Origin of the sequence: Leisingera sp. XS_AS12 (assembly GCF_041224635.1) — a bacterium.
Classification (GTDB): Bacteria; Pseudomonadota; Alphaproteobacteria; order Rhodobacterales; family Rhodobacteraceae; genus Leisingera.
Map to the genome: position 1 here is coordinate 223625 of NZ_JBGFGM010000126.1, position 19606 is coordinate 243230.

The following is a 19606-nucleotide window of genomic DNA, read 5'->3' on the forward strand; positions in this document are numbered from 1 at the left end:
ACTGGCGGCCAACATAACCCATGAGCAGCAAAGGGAAAGCCGAGATCGACCCCTTGGGTGACACCGACCGGAACGCCGCCGCCGCGGTGCCAGTGCCGGGGCCAGAGGCCGAGCGGTCCGCAGAGGCCGTGCCGGTCGCGCCGCCACAGCGCCGCCGCCGTCGCCGCTGGCGCGTGCTGCGTGCGGTGGTCTGGCTGTTGGCGGTGCTGTGCTTCCTGGCCGCCGGTGCGATCTATTTCGGCATTGGCACCCGGCTTGATGCGCCGGAGTGGGTGCGCCAGCGGGTGGAAACCCGGATCGAGCGACATCTGAACGGGTTGCAGATTGAGTTCGGGGCCATCCACCTGGTGGTCAACCGGGGCTGGCGGCCCCGGATCAGCCTTCGCGACGTGGTGTTGCGCCATGCGGATGGTGCTCCGTTTGCGCAGCTGGCGGATGCCCAGGCCAGCCTTGCGATGAAGCCGTTGCTGCGGGGGCAGATCCAGCCGAAACAGATCACGCTCAATGGGTTGTTCGCGACCCTTCGGCGCAACAAGGATGGCTCGCTTGCCTTGAGCCTAGCCAGTGACGCGGCTCCGACACGTCGGGCCGAAACCCTGGTGGAGCTGATCCAGCAGTGGGACAGCCAGTTGCAGAAGCCGGTGCTGGCCGCCCTGACGGAGCTGGAGACCACGGCGCTGACGCTGTCCTATACCGATGATCGGCTGGGCCGCGGCTGGACGCTGGACGGTGGCCAGATCCGCCTGAACCGGCAGGGCAACGCGCTGTCCGTGGCGGCCGGTTTTTCGGTGCTCAGCGGGCGCGGCGAAGTGGGTCAGCTGGAAGCAAACTATACCTCGGTTCTGGGCAGCCCAGCGGCCGAATTCGGCATTCTGATTTCCGGTATCCCGAGCCAGGACATCGCCTTGCAAAGCCCGGCTCTTGGCTGGCTGGGGGTTCTGCGCGCCCCGATTTCCGGCGCCTTGCGGGGGGCGGTGGCCGCTGATGGCGCGCTGGAGCCGATCCAGGCGAGCCTGCGCATCGGCGAGGGCGTGATCCAGCCAGCGGTGCAGACGCGCCCGGTGCCGATCAGCGGGGCCCGCAGCTACTTCACCTACGATCCCAAGGGGCAGAGGATCACCTTCAGCGAGTTGAGCGTGCAAAGCGGCTGGGGCTCGGGCGTGATGCGGGGGCAGGCCAGCCTGTCGGGGATCGAGAACGGTCAGTTGACGGGGCTGGTGGGGCAGTTGCGGTTTTCGGATCTGGATCTGAACCCGCGACGGATGTTCGAGGCGCCGGTGCGCCTGCCGGGCGTGGATGCGGATTTTGACCTGCAGCTGCAGCCGTTCCGGCTGAGGCTGGGGGAAATGCTGGTGCGCGACGGCGACAGCCGCATTCACCTGGACGGTGAAATTGCGGTGGGGGCTGAGGGATGGGACTACGATCTGAACGGTCGGGTCGATCAGGTCAGTGTGGCCCGGATCAAGGCGCTCTGGCCCGAGGCGGTGGCCCCCAAGCCGCGCCAGTGGCTGCGGGAGAACCTGCATTCGGGCGTGGTGCGGGACGCGGGCGTCTACATGCGGGGGCGTGGCAGTGGCAAACCGTTCATCGGGCTGGACCTGAGTTTCGCCGAGGTCGAGGCGCGGTTTCAGAAGCATATGCCGCTTTTGCGGCAGGCCGAAGGTCAGCTGAGCCTTTACGGCAACCGGCTGGTGGCGACGGCCTCCAAGGGCGTGGTGACAGCGGACGAAGGCGGCGACATCGATGTGACCGGCACCGCTTTCATCATCCCCGACATCACCGTGAAGGAGGGGACACCCGGGATTGTCCGGGCGGTGGCCAGCGGGTCCGTCACGGCGGCGCTGTCCTTGCTGAACCGGCCGCCCTTGCAGGTGATGGACAAGGCCAATCTGCCGGTTGCCCTGGCGGACGGGCGGGTCGCTGCAGCGGGCACGTTGTCCCTGCCGCTCAAGAAGAAAGTGCCGGTGGAGGAAATCCGCTATCACTACCAGGCCGAGCTGCGGGATGTGCAAAGCGACAGGCTGGTGCCGGGGCACGAGGTGGTTGCAGAGGTGTTGACGGTCGAGGGCGATCAGGGCCAGGTGCGGATCTATGGCGATGGCCAGTTGTCGGGTGTGCCGCTGAGCGCCAGCTGGCAGCAGGCTGTCGGCAAGGGCGCTGCAGCGGGCAGCCGGGTCGACGGGACGATCGAACTCTCGGCAGAGGCGGTGGAGGCTTTCAATCTGGGTCTGCCGCCCGGCGCGATCTTCGGCCGCGGCGCGGGGCAGTATCATGTGGAGTTGCGCCCGGACACGCCGCCGCGCTTGCATCTGCAGTCGGATTTGCAGGGCGTGGGCCTGCGCATCGCGGAAATCGGGTGGCAGAAGGGCGAAGCCGCCACCGGGCGACTGGACCTTGAAGCGGTGCTGAAGGCGCCCGCCATGGTCGAGCGGCTGGAGCTGGAGGCGCCGGGCTTGCAAGCCTCGGGGCGGATCACGACGCGCACAGGCGGTGGGCTGGACGCGGCGGAGTTCACTTCGGTGCAGGTTGGCAACTGGTTCCGTGGTGCAGTGACCTTCCGTGGGCGAGAGGGCGCCGCGCCAGCGATCGAGGTGCCGTCTGGACGGCTGGCCTTGAACCGGTCACCCTTTTCAGCCTCAGGCAGTGCCGGGTCTGTGGGCTCCGGCGCGGGTGCGGCAGTGCCGGTCTCGCTGCAACTGGGCACTTTGCAGGTGACGGACAGCATTGCCTTGCAGAACTTTCGGGGGCGTCTTTCGACGCAGGGCGGCGTGAACGGTGAATTTACCGCGCGACTGAACGGGCAGACGGCGGTGGAAGGCACGCTGGTGCCGCGAAATGGCGGCACCGCCGCCCGGATCCGCTCCAGCGATGCCGGTGGAGTGTTCCGCTCTGCCGGGGTGTTTGCCCATGGCCGGGGCGGCAGCTTTGACATGACGCTGGTTCCGACAGGAGAGGCAGGCCAGTACGACGGTCGGGTGGATGTTCGCAACATCCGGGTGCGCAATGCGCCGTCGATGGCGGCGTTGCTGAATGCGATCAGCCTGGTTGGGCTGCTCGACGAAATGACCGGGCAGGGCATCCTGTTCACCAATATGCAGGCGCGGTTCCGGCTGAGCGAAAATCACCTTGTGCTGCATGAAAGCAGCGCGGTTGGCCCGTCGATGGGCTTGTCGCTGGATGGGGTCTATGACCTTGCCAGTACGCGATTGAACATGCGCGGGGTGCTGTCGCCGATCTACCTGCTGAATGCCATCGGCCGCATCCTGTCGCCGCGGGATGGCGAAGGGTTGATCGGCTTTACCTTCACGCTGCGCGGAACGGCCCAGGATCCCTCGGTTTCGGTGAACCCGCTGGCGGGGCTGGCCCCCGGCTTCCTGCGCGAGATCTTCCGTGGTCCGGCCCCGTCTGCGCCGGGGCAATCGCAGGACAACGGCGCAAGTGGCGCACAAGGCGAACAGAGGCGCAATCCGCGTCCGCTGACAGGGAGTGAACGCTAGGATCGCGCCCATCTATTTCTGTAGCTCCGTGCGTTGTCAGATGTGAAAACAGTCTGACCGGCGGCGCAGCTGCAAGGGGGGCTGACTCGGGCGAAACCGCGAAAAATCCCCATGGATTTTCCCGCCGTGAAGGCTTATAGCGCGGCCATGAAACTCAGTGATTTCGACTTCGATCTGCCCGACGACCTGATCGCCACCCGCCCTGTGAGCCCGCGCAGCGCGGCCCGTCTGCTGGTGGCCGAAGGCGACACCCTGCATGACGGCCGCGTGACCGATCTGGTGCAGTGGCTCAATCCCGGCGACCGGCTGGTTCTGAACGACACCCGCGTGATCCCGGCCCGGCTGAGCGGCCAGCGTCACCGCGACAGTGCGCAGGGTCCCGTTGCCGCCCGCATCGAGGCCACCCTGCTCGAGCCGCGCGCCGATGGGACATGGGCGGCGTTGCTGAAACCGTTGAAGAAGATCAGGCCGGGCGAGGAGATCATCTTCTCCGACGCATTGAGCGCAACGCTGGAAGAAGTGGCCGAGGGCCAGGGACACCTGCGGTTCAACCTTTCCGGCACCGATTTCGACGCTGCCCTGGCCGAGGCCGGGGCCATGCCGCTGCCGCCGTATATCGCTGCGAAACGGCCCGCGGACGAGCGCGACAAGACCGACTACCAGACCGTCTGGGCGCGCAACAGCGGCGCCGTTGCGGCGCCGACCGCCTCGCTGCATTTCGACGAACCGTTGCTGGAGGCGCTGGCGGCGCGGGGGATCGAGATCTCCTATGTCACGCTGCATGTGGGGGCAGGGACCTTCCTTCCGGTCAAGGTCGAGGATGTGACCACCCACCGGATGCACGCCGAATGGGGCCGCGTGAGCGAGCAGGCCGCGGCGGAAATCGCGGCGACCAAGGCGGCGGGAGGCCGGGTGATACCCGTTGGCACCACGGCGCTGCGGTTGATCGAAAGCGCGGCGCGCGACGGGCAGATCCACCCGTGGGAAGGCGATACGGATATCTTTATCTACCCCGGCTTCACCTTTCAGGTGGCCGATGCCTTGATGACCAATTTCCACCTTCCCAAATCAACGCTGATGATGTTGGTCTCGGCGTTGATGGGGCAGGAGCGCATCCGGCGGATCTATGCCCATGCGGTTGCTGAGCGGTACCGGTTCTTTTCTTATGGGGATGCGTCGCTTTTGATCCCCGGCAAGGCGGTTACGCCTTAGAAAACGGACGCGAATCCGCGCAAAAGCGCCGCATTGTCCCGCTGCCGCCTGTTGCGCCAGCGGGCAATACGTCATTCTGCGACCGCGTCTCGCGGGCGTAGGGCCGCCACGGGCGGTACATCGAGATGAAACCAGACCCGGCCCGTCCCGCGTGGAGGGCCGTGTTGCATTGGTCAGGAGGCATGCGAATGCTGCAAGTGCTGTCGAGCGCCTGGGCGCTTCTCTTGGGGGTCTGCCTGCTGATGGTGGGCAACGGGTTGCAGGGCACCATGCTGGGTGTGCGTGGGGACCTTGAGGGGTTCAGCTCGTTCGAGATGTCGCTGGTGATGGCGGCCTATTTCGTCGGCTTCCTTGGCGGGTCGCGTCTGGCCCCCGAGATGATCCGCCGGGTTGGTCACGTGCGGGTCTTTGCTGCGCTTGCGTCCTTCATCTCGGCCGTGATGATCCTCTATCCGATCCTGCCCAACACGATTGCCTGGGGACTGGGGCGGGTCATCATCGGCTTTTGCTTTTCCGGCGTGTATGTCACCGCCGAAAGCTGGCTGAACAACGCCGCTGACAATACCAACCGCGGCAAGGCGCTGTCGCTGTACATGATCGTGATGATGGTGGGGATCATCGCCGCGCAGGGGCTTATCCTGGTGGGGGATCCGGGCGGCTACGAGGCCTTCATCATCGCCTCGATCCTCGTTTCGATCTCCTTCGGGCCGATCCTGCTGTCAATTTCGCCGACCCCGGCCTTTGACACCACCAAGCCGATGACCCTGAAACAGCTGATGAATATTTCACCGCTGGGCTGCGTCGGCATGTTCCTTCTTGGTGGCGTGTTCTCGGCCCAGTTCGGCATGAGCGCGGTTTACGGCACCGCGGCCGGGCTGAGCCTGAGCCAGCTGTCCGTCTTCATTGCCGCGTTCTATGTTGGCGCGACGGTGATGCAATATCCGCTGGGCTGGATCTCGGACCGGATGGACCGGCGGGTGCTGATCATGTTCGTCGCACTTGGCGGCGGCATTGGCGCGGTGGCCGGGTTCGTCTTTGGCGGCGATTTCTACATGCTGCTGCTGTCGGCCTTCTTCATCGGTGGCCTGTCGAACCCGCTCTATTCGCTGCTGATCGCCTATACCAATGACTACCTCGAGCATGACGACATGGCGGCGGCCTCGGGCGGTCTGGTGTTCATCAACGGTCTGGGCGCCATCGCCGGTCCGGTGATCACCGGTTGGCTGATGAGCGATGCGGTTTTCGGACCTCCGGGCTTCTTCGCGCTGCTGGCGGCGCTGATGTTCCTGACCGCCGCCTATGCGTTGTACCGCACGACTCAGCGTGCCTCGATCCCTGTCGAGGAGACCGGTACCTTCACCGCGATGTCGCCCGCCGCGACACCGGTGGCGGTGGAATTTGCCCAAGAATATGCCATCGAGACCGAACTGGAAGAGCAAGAAACCGCCGCTGGCGAAAATTGATTGCGCTAACCCGCCGGGATTGTGAGGTTTATTTCAGCAGCTGCCCTTGCCTGTTGCAAATTGTGACCCAAGGTTACTTGTAAAGGCAGCAGAAAATGTCCTGTTGTGGGCGTCAGGAAAACACTTGGAGAAAAGACCGATGGCTGGTCCCGAAGAGATACTTTCATTCTGGCTCGATGAGGTGGGAGAAAAGGGATGGTATCTGCAGGATGAGGAGTTGGATCAGAAGATCCGCGACAAGTTTCTCAACACCTGGGAGGCGGCCTGCGACGGGCGGTTTTCCTTCTGGCTGACCTATCCCAGTGGCACGCTGGCCTATATCATCCTGCTGGACCAGTTCCCGCGCAACATGTTCCGAGGCGAGGCGCGCGCCTTCGCTTCCGACCAGGCGGCGCTGGCTGCGGCCAAGGTCGCGATCAACAAGAAATGGGATCTGAAGATCGATGAGCCGGCGCGGCAGTTCTTCTACCTGCCGCTGATGCATTCCGAGAACCTCTGCGACCAGGAACGCTGCATCCGCCTGATGATGGAGCGGATGCCGGAGACCGGCGGCAGCAACCTGCTGCACGCGCGCGCGCACCGCGAGGTGATCCGCCAGTTCGGGCGCTTTCCCTACCGCAATGAGGCGCTGCACCGGCCCAGCACCGCGCCGGAGCGGGACTATGTGATGTCGGGGGGCTACGGGGAAACCGTGCGCCAGGTGCAGGCCGCGGGCTGACGCCAGCCGCCTGATGATTTTGACCGCCGTGTCCGGGATCGGGCGCGGCGGTTTTTGATTCCGGGCCGGTAGGGTGCAGGCGATTTCCACACGGCAGGATTGTGTCGGGCCGCCGACTGTTGCATTGCTGGGGCGGCAAAGACTCTTGCCCATTTTTTTTCAATTGATTGTTGAGGTCCGAATATGTCCAAACCGCCCCTGCCGCTGACCGGCAGCTGCCGTTGCGGTGCCACCGTGATTGAAGCCTCCGCCGCCCCGGTGCTGACCGCCGCCTGTCACTGCCGCGGCTGCCAGAAAATGACCGCCAGCGCGTTTTCCCTGACTGCGATGTTTCCGTCTGCGGCCTTCAGGGTGGTGCAGGGGGACCCGGTGCCGGGCGGCGCAAAGGGCGAGGAGTTGACCCATTTCTGCTGCCCGGAGTGCCTGAGCTGGATGTTCACGCGCATTACCGGCTTTGACGACTTCGTCAATGTCCGGCCGGTGATGTTCGAGGACAGCAGCTGGTTCACGCCCTTCATCGAGACCTGGACCGCGACGCGCTTGCCGTCGGTCTCGGTCGCGGTCGAGCACAGCTATGACGCCTTCCCCCCGATGGAGGAATTCGGCGCGCTTCTGGAAGCCTACGCGGCGCAGGGCTGAGCCGTGTCAGCTGCCGGGGGGCAAGCAGCCGGTCTCTGCCGCGCCAAGACCGGGTGTGGCGGCGATCAGCCGGGCTGCCAGCTCGGAGGCCCCGGCACGGGCCGCGCTGGCGGCGGCCTGCTGCGGCAGCGTCAGGATGTCTGCGAGCCGGTCCTGCACCTCTGACAGCTGCTGTTCAAGCCGCGCCAGTCGGGCAGAGGGCGGCGGGCCGTCGCCCACACGCATGTCACCGCGCAACCCGGCCACATCCTGTTGCAGGTTGAGGACCGCATCGCGCATCGGCTGCAGCTGTTGCGCGATTTCGGCGGCATTGGCGCTGACACCCTCGGTGGCGGTCAGCAGCTTCCAGCCCAGGAACAGGCACAGCGCCAGCAGGATCAAGGTGGCGTTGAGGCAGGCCTTGAGAAGATCAAAAAGGATTCGGGCCATGAAAATTTAGTGTCCATCTGTGGATTGCCGGAAAAAATTGTGCCTATGCTGTCCCGCAAATGTAGGTCTGCCAAGCGCAAACTGGGGCATTCTTGCCCTGCTGCAATGCCGCAGTACTGGGTGATTGCAGTGTGCTGGCAATTAGTTTAACGGTAAACTAGTTTTTTGAACCTGTTCAGGGGCGAGGGAGCACCATGGCCGCACAAACCTATGACGTGATCGTAATCGGGGCAGGACCGGGGGGCTATGTTGCCGCCATTCGGGCTGCACAGTTGGGGCTGAAAACCTGCGTGGTCGAGCGCGAGCACCTGGGGGGCATCTGTCTGAACTGGGGCTGTATCCCGACCAAGGCGCTGCTGCGCTCTTCGGAAGTGTTCCACCTGATGGAGCGGGCCAAGGATTTCGGCCTGAAGGCCGAGAACATCGGCTATGACCTTGACGCGGTGGTGAAGCGCTCGCGCGGGGTGGCCAAGCAGCTGTCCTCGGGCATCGGCCACCTGATGAAGAAGAACAAGATCGACGTCGTCATGGGCGAGGCCACGATCCCCGCCAAGGGCAAGGTCAGCGTCAAGACCGACAAGGGCAGCCAGGAGCTGACCGCCAAGAACATCGTGCTGGCCACCGGTGCGCGGGCGCGGGAACTTCCGGGACTGGAGGCCGACGGCGATCTGGTCTGGACCTACAAGCACGCGCTGGATCCGGTGCGGATGCCGAAGAAGCTGCTGGTCATCGGCTCTGGTGCCATCGGCATCGAATTTGCCAGCTTCTACAACACGCTGGGTGCCGACACGACCGTGGTCGAGGTGATGGACCGGGTGCTGCCGGTGGAAGACGCGGAAATCTCCGCCTTTGCCAAGAAGGCCTTTGTCAAACAGGGCATGAAGATCATGGAGAAAGCCATGGTCAAGCAGCTGGACCGCGGCAAGGGCAAGGTGACCGCCCATATCGAGACCGGCGGCAAGGTGGAGAAGCAGGAGTTCGACACCGTGATCTCGGCCGTGGGCATCGTCGGCAACGTCGAAGGGCTGGGGCTGGAAGAGCTCGGCGTCAAGATTGACCGCACCCATGTTGTCACCGACGAATACTGCCGCACCGGCGTTGATGGGCTTTATGCCATTGGCGACATTGCCGGGGCGCCCTGGCTGGCGCACAAGGCGTCGCACGAGGGCGTGATGGTGGCAGAGCTGATCGCGGGCAAGCACGCGCATCCGGTGAAACCCGAAAGCATCGCGGGCTGCACCTATTGTCACCCGCAGGTGGCCTCGGTCGGCTATACCGAGGCAAAGGCCAAGGAGCTGGGCTACGACATCAAGGTCGGCCGCTTCCCCTTCATCGGCAACGGCAAGGCGATCGCGCTGGGAGAGGCCGAGGGCATGGTGAAGACCATCTTCGACGCCAAGACCGGTGAGCTGCTGGGCGCACATATGGTCGGCGCCGAGGTGACCGAGATGATTCAGGGCTACGTGGTGGGCCGCCAGCTGGAAACCACCGAGGAAGACCTGATGAACACCGTCTTTCCGCATCCGACCCTGTCGGAAATGATGCACGAAAGCGTTCTGGATGCCTTTGATCGCGTGATCCACATGTGATCCGTGCAATCCCCGCTTGCGGACGCGGCGGGGACGCGAGAAAAGTTCTGCAAGGCAGGCGCGGGCTGCGCCTGCCTTTTGCTGTTTTCGGGAGGCGCTGCACATGGCCGGTTTGGCAAATACCCGGTGGGGGCTGGTCCTGGCGGTCTGGGCCGCTGGCCTAGGCGCGGCGGCGCAATACGGCAAGGTCTCGGTGGTCTTCGACCGGATCGCCGCCCTGTACCCGGGTGCCGAGACATGGCTCAGCCTGAGTGTGTCGATGACCGGGTTGATGGGGATCCTGCTGGGCGTCGTGGCTGGTTTGTTCGTGGCGTCCTTGGGGTTTCGGCGCACGCTTGTGTGGTCGCTGGCGGTGGGGGCGGCCATGTCCGCGTTGCAGGCGCTGCATCTGCCCTATGGTCTGTTCCTGCTGACCCGCGTGATCGAGGGGATGTCGCATCTTGGCATCGTGGTGGCCGGGCCGACGCTGATGGCGCTGTTGGCCAGCCCGGGCCACCGGGGCACGGCGTTGACGATCTGGAGCACCTTTTTCGGCGTCTCCTTTGCGGTGTTGAACTGGGTGGGGCTGCCACTGGTGGCAGAGCATGGCGTGCTTGCGCTGTTCGGGGCCCATGCCGGGGTGATGGCGGCGCTGGCGCTGCTGTTGCATCGTGCGCTGCGGGATCTGCCGGTGCCGTCCCGCCAGCCGTTGCCCGCGCTGGCGGCCTTGCCTGGCTTGCATCTGCGGATCTACCGATCGCCGTTCAAACTGGCACCTGCAGCGGGTTGGTTGTTCTACACCTGTTGTTTCGTTGCGCTGATGACCGTTCTGCCGCCGCATCTGCCCGAGGCGCAGCGGGCGCTCGTGATGGGAGCGTTCCCGCTGGTCTCCATCCTGTCGTCGATGTTGCTGGGGGTGGCGCTGCTGCGCTGGCGCATGCCGCCCGTGCATTTGGCGCAGCTGGGGTTTGGCCTGTGTCTGCTCGCCGGGCTGTGGTTGTGGTGGATGCCGGGTGACTGGCTGGCCTGCCTTGCGCTCGCCTTGGCGTTTGGTCTCGTGCAGAGCGGAAGCTTTGCGGCAGTGCCGCATCTGAACGACAGCGCCGTCGACCAGGCCGAGGCCAACGGAGCCATGTCGCAAGCTGGAAATGCCGGAAACGTGATCGGCACCCCGCTGCTGCTGGGTGCGGTCGGGATGGCGGGTTATGGCGGCATGATGCTGGTGGTCTGCGGGCTGTTTTTGGCCGGTATCCTTGCGCATCAGCTGCTGGCAGCGCAGCGCAGGCGGTCAGTCGCGTAACGCCGCGGTGCGGGGATGCAGGCGGAAACTGTCAGTTGATGGCGGCAAACTTTTGCGAGTTCGTGAAATGTTCTCATTTGGGGCTTGGCGTTTATAATTGCTTTGCCTATCTGTAGGGCGGACGTCCGCCGCAGGTTTGGCGGGCGCGGGTACGGGGGCACTATGGCTGAGTTGAAATCCATCGAAGTGCGCGGCGCGCGCGAGCACAATCTGAAGAGCATCGACGTGGATATTCCGCGCGATGAGCTGGTGGTGATCACCGGCCTTTCGGGCTCGGGCAAATCCAGCCTCGCGTTTGACACGATCTATGCCGAGGGCCAGCGCCGTTATGTCGAAAGCCTGAGTGCCTATGCGCGGCAGTTCCTCGACATGATGGAAAAGCCGGATGTGGATCACATCAGCGGGTTGTCTCCGGCGATTTCGATCGAGCAGAAGACCACCTCGAAGAACCCGCGCTCGACCGTTGGCACGGTTACCGAGATCTACGACTACCTGCGCCTGCTGTTTGCCCGCGCAGGCACCCCCTACAGCCCCGCCACCGGCCAGCCGATCGAGGCGCAGCAGGTGCAGGACATGGTCGACCGGATCATGACGCTGGAGGAGGGCACCCGCGGCTATCTGTTGGCGCCGATCGTGCGCGACCGCAAGGGCGAGTACAAGAAAGAGATGCTGGAGCTGCGCAAGCAGGGCTTCCAGCGGGTGAAAGTGGACGGCGAGTTCTACGAGCTGGACGAGCCGCCGACGCTGGACAAGAAGTTCCGCCATGACATCGACGTTGTGGTCGACCGCCTGGTGGTGCGCGAGGGGCTGGAGACGCGGCTGGCGGACAGCTTGCGCACCGCGCTGGATCTGGCCGACGGCATCGCCATCCTGGAGACCGCCCCGCGCGAGGGCGAGCCTGAGCGGATTACCTTCAGCGAGAATTTTGCTTGTCCGGTCAGCGGCTTCACCATCCCGGAGATAGAGCCGCGGCTGTTTTCCTTCAACGCGCCCTTCGGGGCCTGCCCGGAGTGCGATGGCCTCGGCGTCGAGCTGTTCTTTGACGAGCGGCTGGTGGTGCCGGACCAGAGCCTCAAGGTCTATGACGGCGCGCTGGCGCCCTGGCGCAAGGGCAAGTCGCCCTATTTCCTGCAGACCATCGAAGCCATCGCGCGGCACTACGAGTTTGACAAGAACACTGCCTGGAAAGACCTGCCAAAGCATGTGCAGCAGGTGTTCCTTTACGGCTCCGGTGATGAGGAAATCCAGTTCCGCTACGACGAGGGGGGGCGCGTTTACCAGGTTGAACGCAGCTTCGAAGGTGTGATCCCAAACATGGAGCGCCGCTACCGCGAGACGGATTCCAACTGGATCCGCGAGGAGTTCGAGCGCTACCAGAACAACCGTCCCTGCCATCACTGCGAGGGCTACCGTCTGCGCGACGAGGCGCTGGCGGTGAAGATCGCGGGCGTGCATATCGGGCAGGTGGTGCAGCTGTCGATCCGCGAGGCGCTGGCCTGGATCGAGGATGTGCCGAACCACCTGAGTCAGCAGAAGCAAGAGATCGCCCGCGCCATCGTAAAGGAAATCCGCGAGCGTCTCGGTTTCCTGAATAACGTGGGACTTGAATACCTTACGCTGTCACGTTCATCCGGCACCCTGTCGGGCGGCGAAAGCCAGCGGATCCGTCTGGCCAGCCAGATCGGCTCGGGTCTGACGGGCGTGCTCTATGTGCTGGACGAACCGTCCATCGGTCTGCACCAGCGCGACAATGACCGCCTGATCACCACGCTGAAGAACCTGCGGGACCAGGGCAACACGGTGATCGTGGTCGAGCATGACGAGGACATGATCCGCCAGGCGGATTACGTGTTTGACATCGGGCCCGGCGCCGGGGTGCACGGCGGCGAGGTCGTGAGTCACGGCACGCCGCAGCAGATCGCCTCCGACAGCAACTCGATCACCGGGCAGTATCTGGCGGGCACTCGCGAGATCCCGGTGCCCAGCAAGCGTCGCAAGGGCAACAAGAAGAAGATCAAGGTGGTGAAGGCCACCGGCAACAACCTGAAGGATGTCACGGCGGAATTCCCGCTGGGCAAGTTCGTCTGCGTCACCGGGGTTTCCGGTGGTGGCAAGTCGACGCTGACGATCGAAACCCTGTTCAAGACCGCCTCGATGCGGCTGAACGGTGCCCGCCAGACGCCTGCGCCCTGCGAAAGCATCAAGGGGCTGGAGCACCTGGACAAGGTGATCGACATCGACCAGCGCCCGATCGGGCGCACGCCGCGGTCGAACCCCGCGACCTATACCGGCGCCTTCACCCCGATCCGGGAATGGTTTGCCGGCCTGCCGGAGGCCAAGACCCGCGGCTACAAGCCGGGGCGGTTCAGCTTCAACGTCAAGGGCGGCCGCTGCGAGGCCTGCCAGGGTGACGGCGTGCTGAAAGTGGAAATGCATTTCCTGCCCGACGTTTACGTCACCTGCGAGACCTGCAACGGTGCCCGCTACAACCGCGAAACGCTGGAGATCAAGTTCAAGGGCAAGAGCATCGCCGATGTGCTGGACATGACGGTGGAGGATGCGCAGGCGTTCTTCCAGGCGGTGCCCGCGATCCGGGACAAGATGGATGCGCTGATGCGGGTGGGCCTTGGTTATATCAAGGTCGGCCAGCAGGCGACGACGCTGTCGGGCGGCGAGGCGCAGCGGGTGAAGCTGTCCAAGGAACTGTCGAAACGCTCGACCGGGCGGACGCTCTACATTCTGGACGAGCCGACGACCGGCCTGCATTTCGAGGATGTGAAGAAGCTGCTGGAGGTGCTGCACGAGCTGGTCGAGCAGGGCAATTCGGTCGTGGTGATCGAGCATAACCTGGATGTGATCAAGACCGCGGACTGGATCATCGATATCGGTCCCGAGGGCGGCGACGGCGGCGGTGAGATCGTCGCGGCGGGCACGCCGGAAGCGGTGGCAGAGGAGCCGCGCAGCCACACCGGGCGCTATCTCAAGGATATCCTCGCGGCCCGAAAGGTCGCGGCGGAGTAGCGGTCGGGGCCTGCGCGTAGGTCGGGCCAGTGGGGTGAAGGTAGAGGGGCGCTGCCCCTCTTGGCCTTCGGCCAATTCACCCCGGAGTATTTTTCCAAAGGTGAACAGGGGGCGGCGCAGTTTCCTGCGCGGCTCGGGGCTGTGCTGTACCGGGGTGTGCAAGCTGCCGCGGGGGCGGCAGCTTGGCGTCGTTGGGTGCGCGCCCGGGACGCGGGCAGGGGCGGTGTCAGTTCGACAGCTTGTCCATGGCACCGACCAGTCGCAGCACGTTCTGGGTCTCGCGGTTGACCTGGTACACATAGCCACCGGCCTGCACGTAGCTGCCGTAGGGGTCCGGCGCCCAGTCGCCGGGGCTGCGGATCCACAGGTAGTCTTCGACGATGCGGTCGCCGCGGCGGTAGAACTTGCGGATCTGGCCGTGCGGCGCGCAGCGTCCGCCCTGGCGTTGCAGGCCACCGGGGCAGGCGGTGGCGACGGCCTGGTCGGTGGCCGCGATGGGCTGGGCACTGGGCTTCGCGGCGCGGGTGTCGGCATCCGAGCCGGAGCCATATCCCGCGGTCAGGGGAACGATCACGGCCGAGGCCGCAGCGAGGAGGAGAAGGGAAACAAAATGACGGGCTACCATGAACAACGGTTCCTTGTTGCACTGCCCTTCACATATCCGGGCCTGCGCAATTTCCAAGGGGAAGAATTTGACGCCGGCGGCACGCCGCCGGTTGCTGGTCAGGCGGCGGCAAGAAGCCGCGCTTCGAAGCTGCGCAGGGCCGGGCGCACAGAGGGGCCATAGCCACGTCCGGTGTCTGGGCAGAGCTCGGGGAAAAGGGTCTGGATTTCGCCCAAGGTGGCCGCATCAAAGCCTGTCGCGCTTTCGGGTCCGGGTTGGTAGCTCTCGCTGAGTGCGCCGTTGGCCCACAGCAGCTGGTGGCATCCGAACAGGAGGTGGAAATATTCGACCTCGGCCAGATCCGTGGCCGGGCGAATGGCATGATCGTCAACCATGTCCTTCGCCTTGACGAGGACCTCCGGCGTGCCGAACAGCATTTCCGCGCGATTGCCACGCAGCAACATCCGGTGTTGCGGCGACACGAGCAGCGGGCGGTCGTTGCCGCAGCTGCCGGGGGCAAAGCGGATCGGGGTGGTGTCCGGCGTGCAGGTGACGCGTCTGCGGCCGATCCACCGCAGGGTTTGCGGGCCGTGGTCATAGGTCATGACCTGCATGCCCGGACGCAGGTCCTGCACCGGGACTTCGCCGCCGGGGACGCGGATCATGGTGCCGTGCAGAAAGCAGGGGACGGTCTGTGTCAGCTTGACCAGGCCGGTGTCGGAATTGCCCTGATCGTTTTCGGCGGTGTAGGTGAAATGGACGGTTTCGAGATCCGCATCGGTGACCACTGTGAAGGTGCCATCCGCGTTCAGCGTGATCTCCTGACCGGTTGAAAGGGTGACGGTGTCACCGGCTGCGACCGGCTGGCCGTTGATATGGGTGATGGTGAGCACGCCGCCGGAGGCATCGCTGTCGTTTTCCAGAACATCGAGGGTCCGGGTCTTGCCGACTGCGAATTCGGCCTCGTCGTCCTGCGCCACCACGCCGGTTTGCACGGAACCGCCCGCGACCAGAAGATTGGTGTCGTAATTGCTGTCGGCGACATCGGCGACACCGATCTTGAGCGAGTTGACCTCGCCGACGTTCACCGGGGCGACGAACGTGAGGGTGATGGTGAAGCCGTCCATCTCGGTGTTGTACTGATCGCTCGTATTGTCGACATAGACGTTTTCGGCGGTCCCTTGGTTGATATTGCCGATCGAGGCCTTGCCGTTGCCGATGGACACCTGCGCCTCGACGCCGTTGACCCAGACGCCGATCACGTCGTTGTACTGGGAATTGGCAAATTCCGGGTATTCCTCGGAGGACAGCACGAAGTCGAGCGTCAGCAGGTCGCCTTCGGGAATGAAGTCCACTTCGAGGAAGGCGGCGTCCCGGGTTCTGACACCGGCGAGCGCATTGAAATCGGCGTCATTGTCGACGCCGTTGGTGTTGGTGCTGGTGTTGTCGCTCTCGTTGGTGTTGCTGGTGCCGGAATTGTTGGTGAAGTCGCGTGCATGGCCGGTGGAGAGGATTACACCGGTATCGGCTGGCGCGACGCCGGGCGTGGCGCTGTCGGCGCCGCTGTAGATCCCCGAGGACTGCGCGTCGCCGCGGTAGGTGGCATCCTCGATCTGGACACCCGCACCGAAGATTTCCTCCGCCATCTGGAGGGCGGTGGCGTTCGTGTTGATGTCAAGCTCGGTTGCCGTTGCCATGCCGTTACTCCTTCCCGGATAGGCCAAAATGTCGGGCCTATGTAGTAAGGAATATTAAAGATTCTAGTCGAAATTGTGGCAACTTGCGGCCCGTCCCGCCTGCCGAGGGGCGGGACGTGGCGTCAACTTTGGCCAAGGCAACCGAAAACCGGTGCCTTGGCTGTTGGGTCAGTGTCGTTGAGTGTCAGCTCCGGCCGCGCTCGGAAAAGCGGGGCAGCATGGCCGAGAAGTCCTTGCCCTTGCCGCCTTCGTCTTCGACGAAGCGCTTGTAGAGTTCCATCGCCAGCTGGCCCATCGGGGTGTCGGCATCGGCGCTTTCGGCGGCCTGCTGGCTGAGGCCCAGGTCCTTCAGCATCAGCTCGGCGGCGAAACCTGGCTGATAGCCGTTGTCGGCGGGCGACTGCGGGCCGACGCCCGGGGCCGGGCAATAGGCATTCATCGACCAGCTGTAACCGGAGGAGGTGGAGACCACGTCGAACATCTTCTGGCGGTCGAGACCCAGCTTGTCGGCCAGCGCAAAGGCCTCGCAGGTGGCGATCATGGTGACGCCAAGGATCATGTTGTTGCAGATCTTGGCGGCCTGGCCTGCGCCCGCCTCGCCGCAATGCACGGCCTTCTGGCCCATGATGTCGAATAGCGGTTCCGCTGCGGCAAAGGCTTCGGCGGTGCCGCCGGCCATGAAGGTCAGCGTGCCGCCTGCCGCGCCGCCGATGCCGCCGGAGACCGGCGCGTCGACAAACAGCAGCCCGGCGTCTGCCGCCTGCTGCGCCACTGCGCGGGCGGAGTCGACGTCGACGGTGGAGCAATCGACCAGCGCCGCGCCCTTGGTCATCGCCGGGATGACTTCTGCCGCGACATGCCGCAGGATGGCGCCGTTGGGCAGCATGGTGATGACAACGTCGGCACCGGTGGCGGCTGCCGCCCCGGAATCGGCCATTGTGACGCCATCGATCTCGACCGCGGCCATGTCAAAGCCGGTGACCTCATGGCCCGCCTTGGCGAGGTTCGCCGCCATCGGGCCGCCCATGTTGCCCAGGCCGATGAATCCGATCTTCATGTGTTGTCCTCCTCAAATGTCAGCTCATCCGCCCCCAGGGGCGCCAGCAGCGCCTGAACCTCGGCGGCGGGCACCTCCAGCCCCTCGTGCCGCCAGTTCGGGTTGCGGTCCTTGTCGATGATCTGGGCGCGGACGCCCTCGAGAAAATCGCTGTGTTCCATGGCGCGGTAAGTATAGCGGTATTCCAGGTCCAGCGCGCGGCGGATCGCCGGGCCTTCGGCGCGCAGACGGTGCAGCATCTCAAGCGTGCAGGCCATCGACAAGGGCGCGTTGCGGTTCAGCGATTTCAGTGCCGCTTGCGCAAGGCCGCTGTCCGCGGCGCTGAGGCTTTCGTGAATCTCCGCCAGGCTGGCGTGGGAGAAATGCGTCGCGATCTCGACGCGCTGCTCGCGCAGCTTGCCTGCCGGGGCCGGTTGGGCGGCGGCCTCCACTGCGGCGGCGCGACCGGTTTCTTCGAGCGTGGCGATCAGGGCAGGCCATTGCTCCTGCGGAATGAAATAGTCGGCAAAGCCTGCGAGGATCGCATCATCCGCCCCCATGCGCGCCGCCGTCAGGCCGAGGTATTCGCCCAGATGGTCGGGCGCCAGCGCCAGCATCAGCGAGCCGCCCACGTCCGGGACCAGGCCGATGCCGGTTTCGGGCATGGCGATCTGGCTGCTTTCGCCCACCACCCGGTGGGTGCCGTGGCAGCCGATGCCGACACCGCCGCCCATGGTGAACCCCTGCATGAAGCTGATGATCGGCTTCTTGTATTCAAAGATGCGCGCGTTGACCCGGTATTCGTCGCGCCAGAACCGGCGGCCGTAGTCGAAATCGCCCTTGGTGCCGGTCTCGTAGAGTTCGGCAATGTCGCCGCCTGCGCAGAAGGCTTTCTCGCCCTCTGCGTCGATCACCACCAGTTTTACGCTCTCATCCCCGGCCCAGTCGCGCAGGGCGGTGTCGATCGCCATGCACATATCATAGCTCAGCGCATTGAGGGCCTTGGGGCGGGTGAAGGTGATGCGGCCCGCGCAGCCCTGCTTGCGGATGTGGATGTCACTCACGGTGAGGCTCTCCCCTTGGCTGGCCCGGCGGCAGGCCGGGCAGGATGTGCTGTTTGCCCTTGGTGGCGCGGATCACTCCGCGATCATCTGGCGCGCCACGATCAACCGCATGATTTCATTGGTGCCTTCGAGGATCTGATGCACCCGCAGGTCGCGCACGATCTTTTCGATGCCGTAATCCGCAAGGTAGCCATAGCCGCCGTGGAGCTGCAGACAGCCGTTGGCGACATCAAAGGCTGTGTCGGTGACCATGAGCTTGGCCATCGCGCAGAACTTGGTCGCATCATGCGCGCCGTTGTCCAGTTTCCACGCCGCCTGGCGCAGGAAGGTGCGGGCCGCCTGCAGCCTGGTTTCATATTCGGCCAGCCGGAACTGCAGTGCCTGAAACTGGTTGATGGATTTGCCAAAGGCCTTGCGCTCGGACATGTATTGCACGGTCTGGTCCAGCGCCGCCTGGGCGCCGCCCAGGGCACCGGCGGAAATGTTCAGCCGACCTCCGTCAAGACCTGCCATCGCGTAGGTAAAGCCCTTGCCCTCTTCGCCGATCAGGTTGTCGGCGGGAATGGCGCAATCGTCGAACTGCACCTGCGAGGTGGGCTGGGCCTTCCAGCCCATCTTGTCCTCCAGCGCGCCAAAGCTGAGACCTGGTGTGCCATCCTCGACCACCACGGTTGAGATGCCCTTGGGGCCATCGCCGCCGGTGCGGCACATCACGACGTAGGCGTCCGAATAGGAGCCGCCGGAGATGAACGCCTTGGTGCCGTTCAGCACGTAGCCTTCGTTGGTCCGCTCGGCGCGGGTTTTCAGCGCCGCGGCGTCAGAGCCGGAGCCGGGTTCGGTCAGGCAGTAGGAAAAGACCTTTTCCATCGAGCACAAGGCGGGCAGCCATTTCTGCTTGGTCTCTTCCGAGCCGAACTTGTCGATCATGCCGCCGCACATGTTGTGGATCGACAGGAAGGAGCCAACCGCTGGATCGGCCATTGCCAGCGCTTGGAAGACCAGCGCGGCATCCAGCCGTGACAAGCCTGTTCCGCCGTAGTCCTCGGACACGTAAAGCCCGCCAAAACCGAGTTCGGCCAGCTGCGGCCACAGCGATTTGGGGATGGTTCCGTCCTTCTCCCACTGGCGGGAATGGGGGGCGATGTTTTCCTGGCCAAAGGCCAGCGCCATGTCAAAGATGGCCTGTTGTTCCTCCGTCAGCGCGAAATCCATGTGCAGCTCCTCCCCTGGGCCTGATGAATTGAACGGTTGTTAATTTAATAGCTGTCGCAGCGAGGTGAAGCAACCTGCGCAAATGCAAAGCCGCCGTGCAGCAATACCACAGCAGGGCAGGCAAGTGGGGCGAAGTTGGTGAGGGG

The 19606-nt window shown here is 64.5% G+C and carries 14 protein-coding genes; 8 read left to right on the forward strand and 6 right to left on the reverse strand.

Annotated features, from left to right (window positions below; all coding sequences use genetic code 11):
* Nucleotides 1–20 precede the first annotated feature (20 nt).
* The 5 genes from AB9K35_RS21395 (at nucleotide 21) to AB9K35_RS21415 (ending at nucleotide 7529) form a co-directional block, all read left to right on the forward strand.
* On the forward strand, nucleotides 21–3497 hold the full coding sequence (locus AB9K35_RS21395; protein ID WP_369929281.1) for a DUF3971 domain-containing protein: 3477 nt from the start codon (nucleotides 21–23) through the stop codon (nucleotides 3495–3497).
* Nucleotides 3498–3644: 147 nt separating this feature from the next.
* Complete coding sequence (gene queA / locus AB9K35_RS21400) at nucleotides 3645–4709, forward strand: tRNA preQ1(34) S-adenosylmethionine ribosyltransferase-isomerase QueA (protein WP_369929283.1); 1065 nt, start codon at nucleotides 3645–3647, stop codon at nucleotides 4707–4709.
* Nucleotides 4710–4897: 188 nt separating this feature from the next.
* Nucleotides 4898–6172: an MFS transporter gene (locus tag AB9K35_RS21405; protein ID WP_222453154.1), complete on the forward strand. Its 1275-nt coding sequence runs from the start codon at nucleotides 4898–4900 to the stop codon at nucleotides 6170–6172.
* Nucleotides 6173–6311: 139 nt separating this feature from the next.
* On the forward strand, nucleotides 6312–6890 hold the full coding sequence (locus AB9K35_RS21410; protein WP_222453153.1) for a DUF924 family protein: 579 nt from the start codon (nucleotides 6312–6314) through the stop codon (nucleotides 6888–6890).
* 183 nt (nucleotides 6891–7073) lie between these two features.
* Nucleotides 7074–7529, forward strand: a complete 456-nt coding sequence (locus tag AB9K35_RS21415; RefSeq protein WP_369929286.1) for a GFA family protein — start codon at nucleotides 7074–7076, stop codon at nucleotides 7527–7529.
* 6 nt (nucleotides 7530–7535) lie between these two features.
* Here AB9K35_RS21415 and AB9K35_RS21420 read toward each other — a convergent pair whose 3' ends face one another.
* Entirely contained in the window at nucleotides 7536–7958 is a 423-nt protein-coding gene (locus AB9K35_RS21420; protein ID WP_369929288.1) for a hypothetical protein, read from the reverse strand.
* 194 nt (nucleotides 7959–8152) lie between these two features.
* Between AB9K35_RS21420 and lpdA the strand changes: the two genes are divergently transcribed.
* The 3 genes from lpdA (at nucleotide 8153) to uvrA (ending at nucleotide 13847) form a co-directional block, all read left to right on the forward strand.
* Complete coding sequence (gene lpdA / locus AB9K35_RS21425; protein ID WP_222453150.1) at nucleotides 8153–9547, forward strand: dihydrolipoyl dehydrogenase; 1395 nt, start codon at nucleotides 8153–8155, stop codon at nucleotides 9545–9547.
* A gap of 103 nt (nucleotides 9548–9650) precedes the next feature.
* Nucleotides 9651–10826 (forward strand): MFS transporter, encoded by a 1176-nt coding sequence (locus tag AB9K35_RS21430; protein ID WP_369929290.1) that lies wholly within the window; start codon nucleotides 9651–9653, stop codon nucleotides 10824–10826.
* A gap of 162 nt (nucleotides 10827–10988) precedes the next feature.
* Complete coding sequence (gene uvrA / locus AB9K35_RS21435) at nucleotides 10989–13847, forward strand: excinuclease ABC subunit UvrA (protein WP_369929292.1); 2859 nt, start codon at nucleotides 10989–10991, stop codon at nucleotides 13845–13847.
* 226 nt (nucleotides 13848–14073) lie between these two features.
* Here the strand turns inward: uvrA and AB9K35_RS21440 are convergent, their stop codons facing one another.
* The 5 genes from AB9K35_RS21440 to AB9K35_RS21460 all read right to left on the reverse strand — a co-directional run bounded on the left by AB9K35_RS21440 (nucleotide 14074) and on the right by AB9K35_RS21460 (nucleotide 19460).
* Nucleotides 14074–14472: a hypothetical protein gene (locus AB9K35_RS21440; RefSeq protein WP_369929294.1), complete on the reverse strand. Its 399-nt coding sequence runs from the start codon at nucleotides 14470–14472 to the stop codon at nucleotides 14074–14076.
* 98 nt (nucleotides 14473–14570) lie between these two features.
* Nucleotides 14571–16148: a choice-of-anchor L domain-containing protein gene (locus AB9K35_RS21445; protein ID WP_369929296.1), complete on the reverse strand. Its 1578-nt coding sequence runs from the start codon at nucleotides 16146–16148 to the stop codon at nucleotides 14571–14573.
* A 184-nt stretch (nucleotides 16149–16332) separates the two neighbouring features.
* Nucleotides 16333–17205: a 3-hydroxyisobutyrate dehydrogenase gene (gene mmsB, locus AB9K35_RS21450; protein ID WP_222453146.1), complete on the reverse strand. Its 873-nt coding sequence runs from the start codon at nucleotides 17203–17205 to the stop codon at nucleotides 16333–16335.
* Nucleotides 17202–18248: an enoyl-CoA hydratase/isomerase family protein gene (locus tag AB9K35_RS21455; RefSeq protein WP_369929299.1), complete on the reverse strand. Its 1047-nt coding sequence runs from the start codon at nucleotides 18246–18248 to the stop codon at nucleotides 17202–17204. The genes mmsB and AB9K35_RS21455 overlap by 4 nt, the downstream gene beginning before the upstream one ends.
* Before the next feature lie 72 nt (nucleotides 18249–18320).
* On the reverse strand, nucleotides 18321–19460 hold the full coding sequence (locus tag AB9K35_RS21460; RefSeq protein ID WP_369929301.1) for an acyl-CoA dehydrogenase family protein: 1140 nt from the start codon (nucleotides 19458–19460) through the stop codon (nucleotides 18321–18323).
* Between the last annotated feature and the right edge of the window lie 146 nt (nucleotides 19461–19606).